This window comes from Streptomyces sp. NPDC058964 (assembly GCF_042741275.1).
In the GTDB taxonomy this organism is placed as follows: domain Bacteria; phylum Actinomycetota; class Actinomycetes; order Streptomycetales; family Streptomycetaceae; genus Streptomyces.
The window spans coordinates 1-8,942 of the sequence record NZ_JBHYKH010000376.1 but is presented as its reverse complement, the minus strand read 5'-3'; the positions used below and the strand labels follow the sequence as shown (position 1 = coordinate 8,942).

The 8,942-nt window shown below is 74.3% G+C and carries 7 protein-coding genes and 2 pseudogenes; 3 read left to right on the top strand and 6 right to left on the bottom strand.

All coding sequences use genetic code 11. The annotated features are described in order from the left end of the window. Nucleotides 1-109 precede the first annotated feature (109 nt). From ACFW2E_RS33660 to ACFW2E_RS33650, 3 genes are all read right to left on the bottom strand, one after another. Entirely contained in the window at nt 110-1,102 is a 993-nt protein-coding gene (locus tag ACFW2E_RS33660) for a DUF2510 domain-containing protein (protein ID WP_384471735.1), read from the bottom strand. Nucleotides 1,103-1,190: 88 nt separating this feature from the next. After that, on the bottom strand, nt 1,191-2,345 hold the full coding sequence (locus tag ACFW2E_RS33655; RefSeq protein ID WP_384471732.1) for an anhydro-N-acetylmuramic acid kinase: 1,155 nt from the start codon (nt 2,343-2,345) through the stop codon (nt 1,191-1,193). After that, nucleotides 2,266-3,633: an MFS transporter gene (locus ACFW2E_RS33650; RefSeq protein ID WP_384471729.1), complete on the bottom strand. Its 1,368-nt coding sequence runs from the start codon at nt 3,631-3,633 to the stop codon at nt 2,266-2,268. Before ACFW2E_RS33650 ends, ACFW2E_RS33655 begins: the two co-directional genes overlap by 80 nt. Before the next feature lie 181 nt (nt 3,634-3,814). Between ACFW2E_RS33650 and ACFW2E_RS33645 the strand changes: the two genes are divergently transcribed. Continuing rightward, nucleotides 3,815-6,499 (top strand): ATP-binding protein, encoded by a 2,685-nt coding sequence (locus ACFW2E_RS33645; RefSeq protein ID WP_384471726.1) that lies wholly within the window; start codon nt 3,815-3,817, stop codon nt 6,497-6,499. Here ACFW2E_RS33645 and ACFW2E_RS33640 read toward each other — a convergent pair. Continuing rightward, nucleotides 6,500-7,287, bottom strand: a pseudogene (locus ACFW2E_RS33640) (SDR family NAD(P)-dependent oxidoreductase). Between ACFW2E_RS33640 and ACFW2E_RS33635 the strand changes: the two are divergent. Further along, on the top strand, nt 7,268-7,465 hold the full coding sequence (locus ACFW2E_RS33635; RefSeq protein WP_384471741.1) for a hypothetical protein: 198 nt from the start codon (nt 7,268-7,270) through the stop codon (nt 7,463-7,465). The pseudogene ACFW2E_RS33640 and the gene ACFW2E_RS33635 sit on opposite strands and share 20 nt — an antisense overlap. Nucleotides 7,466-7,562: 97 nt before the next feature. Here ACFW2E_RS33635 and ACFW2E_RS33630 read toward each other — a convergent pair. Further along, nucleotides 7,563-7,628, bottom strand: a pseudogene (locus tag ACFW2E_RS33630) (hypothetical protein); the annotation flags it as partial. Here ACFW2E_RS33630 and ACFW2E_RS33625 point away from each other — a divergent pair. Beyond that, nucleotides 7,617-8,048, top strand: a complete 432-nt coding sequence (locus ACFW2E_RS33625; protein WP_384471738.1) for a hypothetical protein — start codon at nt 7,617-7,619, stop codon at nt 8,046-8,048. The pseudogene ACFW2E_RS33630 and the gene ACFW2E_RS33625 overlap by 12 nt on opposite strands. Here the strand turns inward: ACFW2E_RS33625 and ACFW2E_RS33620 are convergent. Continuing rightward, the coding region (locus ACFW2E_RS33620; RefSeq protein WP_384471723.1) for a DUF3048 domain-containing protein at nt 8,049-8,942 on the bottom strand (894 nt) is incomplete at its 5' end.

Sequence of the window (8,942 nt, the reverse complement as noted above, 5' to 3'; positions counted from 1 at the left end):
GGGGCCGCTCTCGCGCGGGGGGGGGGTGGCCCGCGCGGTTCTCACCCACACACCCCCCCCCCCGAAACATGTCCGGGGCCGCACCGGCCGCCAGCGCCGTTGGGAGCGGTCAGACGCTCTGGCCGTCGCCGCCGGACGACACCTTGATCCCCTTGGTGATGTCGTCGATCACCGACAGCTTCTGCCCGGCGTCGACACCGAAGCGGACCACGGTGATCCGCTTGGGGTCGGCCGGAGAGGGGAAGGCGAGCGACTCGACGTAGCCGTCGGCGCCCTTGCTGGTGACCGCCTTCCAGCGGACCAGGTAGCCCTTCTGCCCGGCCACGGTCACGGCTTTGGAGGCCAGCACCTCGTGCGAGGTGATGCTGCCGTAGGTGGCGCCGCCGTAGGACTCCTTGGCGTTCGCCGCGATGTCCGCCTTGGCGACCTCCTCGGCCGTGCTGCCCTCGGTGCCCAGCACCAGCGCGGGCGCCGAGTAGGCACCTCCGGCGGTGCAGTCCTTCGACGTGTCACCGGGACACTTGTACGAGTCCTCCGAGGTCACCTGTGCGCCCGCGGTGAGCGCCTGCCCGGTCCAGCCCTTGGGCACGGGCAGGCTGATCCCGTTGACGGCGTCCGGCACGGCGCCGCCGCCCTGGACCTTCGGCGCCCCGGACCGGCCCGGCGACGGCGACCGCCCGCCGGGTCCACCCGAACCACCGGAACCGCCGCCCGGCCCGCCGTTCTGCCCCTCGGGGCCGCCCTGCCCGTTCGGGCCCTGCTGCGAACCGGCCCGGTCACCGCCGCCGGAGTCGTTCCTGGTCAGCGCGTACACGCCGACCCCGATGCAGGCGAGCACCGCGGCCGCCACCGCGACGGCTATGCCGGTGTGCAGCCCGCGCCGGGTGCCGGTCTGGGGCTGGGCGGGATAGGCCGGGTACGCGGAGTAGGCCGGGTACGGCCCGGGGTCCTGCGGCTGCGCCGGGGGACCCCATGCGGCGGCCGGCCCGGCGGGGCGGGTCTGGTCCGTCCATGCCCTTCCGTCCCACCAGCGCTCGGTGGGCGGGCCGTCATTCGTCTGCCCGGGGTCGGGGTACCACCCGGGAGGAGTCACCTGCGTCATGACCCCACCGTATGAGGCGTCGGTGAAAGAGGGATGAGAGGGCCCGGCAACAGTTCCGTGCCGAAGGCGGTGGGCCGGTGGCCCGCGGTCACCCCCGCTCCAGTACGAGCCGCACGGGCGAGGCCGGCGCGGGCCGCGGCAGCCGCAGCCCGTCCCGCCCCGGGGTCACCGAACCCAGGATGCTCGGGCGCCGGGCGCCGGTGCTCGCCGGTTCGGTGCCCGCCAGCCCGTGCGCGGTGAGGAATCCGAGGACCGCGAAGGCGTACGCCTCCTTGGCGGCCGAGGGCAGTCCCAGCTCGTCGGAGGTGCGCACCGCCACCCCGGGCAGCCGGTGCCGGAGCATCGCCATGAGCACCGGGTTGCGCGTGCCGCCGCCCGAGGCGATCACCTCGGTGGCCCCCACGGACCCCACGGCGTCCGCGACCGTGCGGGCCGTCAGCCGGGTGAGCGTCGCCAGCACGTCCTCGACGGGCAGGCCGTCGAGTCCGGCCGCCCGCAGATACCCGGCGTGGAACAGCTCCTTGCCGGTGGTCTTCGGCGCGGGCCGCGCGTAGTACGGCTCCGCGAGCAGCCGGTCCAGCAGCGGCCCGTTCACCCGGCCGCGCGCGGCCAGTACGCCGTCGGCGTCGTACGCCAGCCGGCCCCCGCTGAACTCCCGGGCCGCGGCGTCGGTCAGCGCGCAGCCGGGCCCGGTGTCGAAGGCCGTCCCGTCCGGAGCGGTCAGGTTGGCGATCCCGCCGATGTTCACGGCGACCGGGGTGCCCGCCCGGCCCCGCAGCCACAGCAGGTCGACCAGGCTGACCAGCGGCGCGCCCTGGCCGCCCGCGGCGACGTCGCGCGGCCGGAAGTCGGCGACGACGGGCAGTCCGGTCGCCTCCGCGATCCAGGCGGGCTGCCCGAGCTGCAAGGTGCCGCGCACCCGGCCGCCGTCCACCCAGTGGAACACCGTCTGCCCGTGCGAGGCCACCAACTCGGCCCGCCCGCCGCACAGTTCTCGGTCGGCCCGGACGGCCGCCGCGGCGAACGCCTGCCCGATCCCGGTGTCGAGCCGGCACACCTCTTCGAGCGGGACGGCCGCAGGCGGCAGCGCCGCCGCGAGGGACTCCCGCAGCGCGCCGTCGTACGGCTCGCTCACCATTCCGAGCGGCTTCAGGACGAGGGCGTCACCGTCGAGGCGCAGCGCCGCGGCCGCCGCGTCGACGGCGTCGTACGACGTCCCGGACATCAGACCGATCACCAGCACCTGGTCCAGCCACCTTCCCGGCCGGGCGGGCCAGGAGCGCGAGCGCGCTCACCGCACACGCCACCGCCGCGTAGTACGCGGGCACGTCCACGTTCCCCGTACGCTTCACCGTCTCCGTGATGATGAGCCCCGCACACCCCGAGAACACGGCATTGGACAGCGCGTAGGCGAGTCCGAGGCCCGTACAGCGCACGCGTGTCGGGAACATCTCGGCGAGCAGCGCCGGCCCCGGTCCGGCCATGAGCCCCACGACGGCGCCCGCGGCGCACACGGCGGCGCCCTTCACGGTGCCCGGGGCCGCGCCGTTCTGCAGGAGGCCGAACAGCGGCACCGCCAGCGCCACCACCAGCAGCGCCCCCGTCAGCATCACCGGCCGGCGCCCGACGCGGTCGCTGAGCAGCCCCGCCGGGACGATCGTCGCCGCGAAGCCCAGGTTGGCCAGGACCGTCGCGATCAGGGCCTCCCGGAAGCCGGTGTGCAGCGCGGTCTGCAGATACGAGGGCAGTACGACGAGGAAGGTGTACCCGGCCGCCGACCAGCCCATCACCCGCCCGGCCCCCAGCGCGACGGCCGCCAGGACCTCGCGCCGGGGCGGATCCTGCGCGGGCCCCTCCCGCCGGGTGAACGGCGGCGTCTCGTCCAGCCGAACCCGCAGCCACAGCGCCCCCAGTCCCATCGGCAGCGCGAGCAGGAACGGCAACCGCCAGCCCCAGTCCCGCAGCTGATCCTCTGTCAGCACGCCGGCCAGCCCGGCCGCCGCACCCGCCCCGCCCAGCAGCCCGAGCGCCACGGTGAACGACTGCCAGGCCCCGTACAGACCACGCCGGCCCGGCGGGGCGAACTCGGTCATCACCGAGACCGCGCCGCCGAACTCGCCGCCCGCCGAGAGCCCTTGAACGGCCCTCAGCAACGTGAGCAGGCACGGGGCCAGGGCGCCGGCCGTGTCGTACGTCGGCAACACGCCGATCAGCGTCGTCGCCCCGGTCATCAGGGCGATCACCAGGATGAGCACCGGCCGCCGCCCTATCCTGTCGCCCAGCCGGCCGAACAGGGCCGCGCCGACCGGCCGGAAGAAGAACGCCAGTGCGAAGGAGGCGTACGCCTTCACCAGCCCCTCGACCGCGCCGCCGCCCTCCGGCGTGAAGAACCGCTGCGCGACGACCGTCGCGAAGTAGCCGTAGACACCGAACTCGTACCACTCGATGAAATTGCCGACCGAGCCCGCGGCCAGCGCCCGTACGGAGGACGCCCGCGCCGCGTTCCGGCGATCTTCGAAAATCAGCTTCATCCCAGAGCCTGTTGACTGTCCGTCGAATACACAGCGGCTGGTCCGGACCGGTTCACGACGTCCGCGCGCGCCCGGTTCACCCATCAAGGCAACTCATGCCCGGACCGGCCTCCACCCAGCCAATCCGACGGCTACGCTCGTGGTCTGTACGTCGTTCGGGCGACATTGGGGAGGTAGCGGGATGACGGAGGTACGGCCCCCTGCGGCCGCTTCGGCTTCCCTGTGGGAGCGCGACGCGGAAATCGCCGCCGTGACGCAGGCGCTCGACGACCTGTGCGCGGACCGCTCGTCCTCCGGGAACCTGCTCGTGTTCCGGGGCGAGGCGGGACTCGGCAAGACGGCACTCCTCGGCGAGATCCGGCGCATCGCCGAGCGGCGCGGCTGTGTCGTGTGGTCCACCCGCGGCGGCGAGACGCTGAAGGCCGTCCCCTTCAACGTGGTGCGGCAACTGCTGCAGCCGGCGCTCGTCTCGCTGATGCCCGAGGAGGCCCGCGAGTACCTCGGCGACTGGTACGACGTCGCGGGGCCCGCGCTCGGCATAGCCGACCCCGGTGACCGGCAGGCGGACCCGCAGGGCGTGTGCGACGGCCTGGTCGCCGCCGTACGCAGGCTCGCCAAGCGGGAGTGGCCGCTGGTGCTGCTGATCGACGACGCGCACTGGGCCGACCAGGAGACCCTGCGCTGGCTCGCCGCGTTCGCCGAACGGCTCGACGACCTGTCCGTCCTCGTCGTGGTGGCCCGCCGCCCCGGCGAGGTGAGCGGCGACTGCGCCCGCCACCTGGACGCGGTCGCCGCCGCCGCGGGCCGCCCCGTCACCACCCTGAGCGCCCTCACCCCGGACGCCACCGCCGGACTCACCCGGGCCAGCCTCGGCCGGCACGCCGACGCCCCGTTCTGCCGCGAGGTGTGGGCCGTCACCGGAGGAAACCCGTACGAGACCGTGGAACTCCTGGCCAAGGTGCAGGACAGCGAGTTCGAACCGGTCGAGGCCCACGCCGGGGAGCTGCGCCCCCTGAACCGCTCCGCCCGGGGCGGCGGACTCGTCGCCCGTCTGGAGGGCCTCGGCATCGACGCCACCCGGTTCGCCTGGGCCGCCGCCATCCTCGGCGCCGGTATCACGGTGGACCTGGTCGCCCAGCTCGCCACCATGCGCATGGACGACGCGGAGCGCTGCGCCGAACTGCTGTGCAACGCCCGTATCCTCACCGAACCCGACCCGGCCGCCTCCCAGCCCGACGACGGCGACCTGGAGTTCGTCCACCCGCTGATCGCCACCGCCGTCTACAACTCCATCCCCGAGGCCCTGTGCACCGCCATGCACGGCATCGCCGCCCAGGTCGTCACCGATTCCGGGCGCGGTGCCGCCGCGGCCTCCCGGCACCTCCTGCAGGTGCACCCGGACGACGACGAGGAACTCGTCGAGCAGCTCCGCGACGCGGCCAGGGAACACCTCGCGGTCGGCGCCCCGGACGCGGCCCGCCGCTGCCTGGAGCGCGCCCTGCTCGAACCGCCCGTCCCCGAGGTCCACGCGCGCGTGCTCTACGAACTGGGCTGCGCCACGCTCCTGACCGCGCCCGCCACCACCATCGACCATCTGCAGACCGCGCTCGGCATGCCCGGCCTCGACGGCGGCGAACGCGTCGACGCCGTCTTCCGCCTCTCCCAGGCACTGCTCCACAACAACCAGCTGGAGGAGGCGGTCCGCACCGTCGAGGCCGAGGCGGCCCGCCACGAACCCGGACCGGCCCAGATGCGTCTGCAGGCCGTGCAGTACATGTGGGAGGGCATCCACGCGGGCGAGGCGAACTCCGCCGGACGCTCGGAACGCCTCGCCGAACTCGCCCGGATGTGCACGGGCCGGGACAACTCCGAGCGCGCGCTGCTGATCCTGCGCGGCTTCGACGCAACGGCCCACGGCGAGAGCGCGGAGGAGGTCGTCGAGCTGTGCGACCGGGCGCTCGTCAACGGCCGCCTGGCACCCGGGCTCGGCTGGACCGACACCGAGTGGGGCATCGAACTCCTGCTGATGCTGGCCAACGCGTACGCCTACGCGGACCGCCTCGACCGGGCGGACGCCCTGTACACCGAAGCCCTGCGCACCTACGAGACCGCGCGCTGGAGCGGCGGCCATCTCGCACTGGCCCACGCGTACGTGGGCTTCGGACACCGCAGGCGGGGCCGGCTCAGGGAGGCGGAGGCGTCCCTGAGAGAGTCGCTGCGGCTCGCCGAGCGCGTCGGCCGCGGCCTGCCCCTGTACTGGACCGCCACCTGCAACCTCATCGACACGCTGCTCGCCCGCGGACAGGTCGCGGAGGCCTGGGCGATCTCCGAGCAGTACGGGTTCGCACCGCCGTACCCGACCACGATCGTGCTGCCCGACCCCCGCTCCGTGCGCGGCCGGCTGCTTCTCGCGGCCGGCCGTACCGACGAGGGCATCAACGAACTGGAGGCCGCCGGGAAGGCGGCGGCCGTCCGCGGGCATCACAACCCGGTCATGGTTCCCTGGGCGGTCGACCTGGCCCGGGCCCTCGCCACGAGGGACCCGTCCCGCGCGGTCCAGCTCGCCACCGAGGCACGCCGCCAGGCCGAGCGGTTCGGCACGGACACCGCCATCGGCGAGGCCCTGCGCTGCGCGTCCCACCTGGAGACCGGGCAGCGCGCCGTGCGTCTCGCCGCGCAGGCCGTCGCCTATCTGGAGGCCTCGCCCTGCCAGTACGAACACGCGGCCGCCCGTGTCGAGTACGGCATCGCGGCCCGCTCGGTCGCCGAGCTCAACCGGGGCCTCTCACTGGCGAAGTCGTGCGGTGCGGACGGACTGGTGGCGCAGGCGAGGGAGGTGCTGGAGACGGGCCGCGGACTGCGCTGACTACATCGCCGGCAGCTGGTCGGTGACCGCCCGCAGCCGCTTGCGCACCTCGGGGTCGTACGTCGCCTCGTGCGCCCGCGCCGGCCGCGTGCCGTCGAAGTAGCCGCCCGAGCCCAGGTCCCGGGTGGCCAGCGCCAGCACTCCCGGCGCACCGTCCGCGACCGTGTTCCACGGAGTGATCCCGCCCTCACGGACCATGGCCGTGTCCATGTAGGCGGCCGGGTGCAGCACGTTGACCGAGACGCCGCTGCCCGCCAGCTCCTCGGCCAGCGAGAACGTGTGCGCGGCGAGGGCGAACTTGCTGCGGCAGTAGGCCGACACGCCGCTGTAGCCGCGGGTGAATTCGGGATCGGCGAAGTCGGGCGCCTCCCGGCCGAGCCGACGTTGACGATCCGGGACGGCGTGTTCGCGCGCAGCACCGGCAGCAGTGCCCGGGTCAGCGCGACCGGGGCGAGGTAGTTCACCGCGAGTCGCAGCGCGTGCCCGTCGGCGCTCAGCTCACGGCCGGAGCCGCGCGGGCCGCTGCCCACCCCGGCGTTGTTGATCAGCACATCGAGGCCGGGGTGCGCCGCGGCGACCCGTGCGCCCAGTTCACGCACCCGCGCCAGCGAGGCCAGGTCCGCGACGAACCCCTCGGCCTCGCCCTCGGCGCGCAGCTCGTCGACGAGCCGCCCGGTCCGTCCCGGATCACGGCCGTGGGCGAGGACGACATGGCCGGAGCGGACCAGCTCGAAGGCGACGTAGCGGCCCAGCCCGGAGGTGGCACCGGTGATCAGAACAGTGGACATGCCTCCAGCCCAGGCACGGCCCGGCGGCCGTTTCCTGGTGCCGGTGAAGCTACGACCAGCAGGGTCACCCTCCGGCGCCCACTACGACCAGCAGGGTCACCCTCCGGCGCCCTCCTCCTCGGCGAGCACCCGCTGGGCGGTCGCGAACGCCGAACTGGCCGCCGGGACCCCGCAGTAGACCGTGGTCCGCAGCAGCACCGCGCCGATCTCCTGCGCGGTGACCCGTTGCGCCGGGCGGCCCGCACATGCATCGCGAGCCCCTCGTGGTGGCCGTGCGCCACCAGCGCGGTCAGCGTGATCAGGCTGCGCTCGCGGCGCGAGAGAGTGGGATCCGTCCAGATCTCGCCCCACGCGTACCGCGAGACGAAGTCCTGGAAGCGGGCGGTGAACGGCGTCTGGCGGGCCTGCGTCCGGTCGACGTGCGCGTCGCCGAGCACCTCCCGGCGCTCCGCCATCCCCCTCCGGGCGCCGCCGCCGAGCTGCGCCCGCAGTGCGGTCAGCACGGCCTCCGGGCACCGCGGGCGCCAGGTGGGAGGCCCCGGGGATCTCCACGAGCGCGGCACCGCTTCCTGCTGCGGCTCACCGACGACGGGCTGCGCACCCACCGCAAGCCGACGGTGCGCACCGCCCGGATGAACCAGGTCTTCCCGGCCCCGCTCTCCGCCGAGGAGCAGACCCTGTTCTTCGAACTCATCCGCCGGGTCTCGGACGCCGCGGAGGGGTTGCGCAACCCGGCGGAACCCCTCGCAGCGCACCCCTGATCAGGCCTTGGCGGGTGCGAACACCACCCACACCTGGCCCTTGGCGAAGTTGACCGGCGCTCCGTCCGCGGAGGTGAACTCCGTGCCGCCGGGCGCGGCCCCGCGGGTCCAGGTGGCGTCGAAGGCGCGCCCGTCCCGCAGCACCTCGGCCTTCCCCGAGCCGACCGTCTCCGTGTAGGGCGTGTTGTTGCCGAGCACGTCGTGGTACGCCGACTCGCGCACCGTCACGTACTGCACGACGACCGTGGCGGGAGCCACCGGCTGCCCGTCCGCGGTCTCGGCGGGGGTGCCATCCATCGCGACCAGCCAGCGGTGCCGGTCGGCGGACCAGGTGAAGGTGAAGCGGGCCGAGGGGTAGCGGACGGTGCGCGTGGTCTCGGTCCGGCCGCCCGTGGGTGCCGCGCCGTAGTGGAAGCCGGTGGTCAGCGCCGCCGCTCCCGGGGCCGAGGCAATCAACCGGTGCGGATGCAGATACAGGTTGTGCGGCGCCTGTCTCTCGGTGCCGCGGGAGAACGCGTCGGCGTTCTCGTCCGGTGTCTGCGGCCGCAGCGGCGCCTTGTCGATCAGCGGCAGGAGTTTGTGCTGCGCACCCGAGAAGGCGAGCACCGGCCGGTCGAACTGGCGCAGCAGCTCCAGGTCGGATTCGCGGGCGCTGCGCACCGGCCCGACGACCTGCGGCAGCTTCGACGCGTACACCGCCATCAGCCGGCTCAGCCCGCCCTCGACCTGCTCCGCGTACACGACGTCCGCCGAGTCCAGCCCGGCCTGCGGGCGGGCCGCGGGCACGTTGTCGATCTTCACGGCGAGCACGGGAGCGGTGACGGCGCTCCGGCTCGGTGTCGCCGACGGCACCGGCGAGGCCGGCCGCGTCTCCCTGCCGCGGCCGTCGTCGAC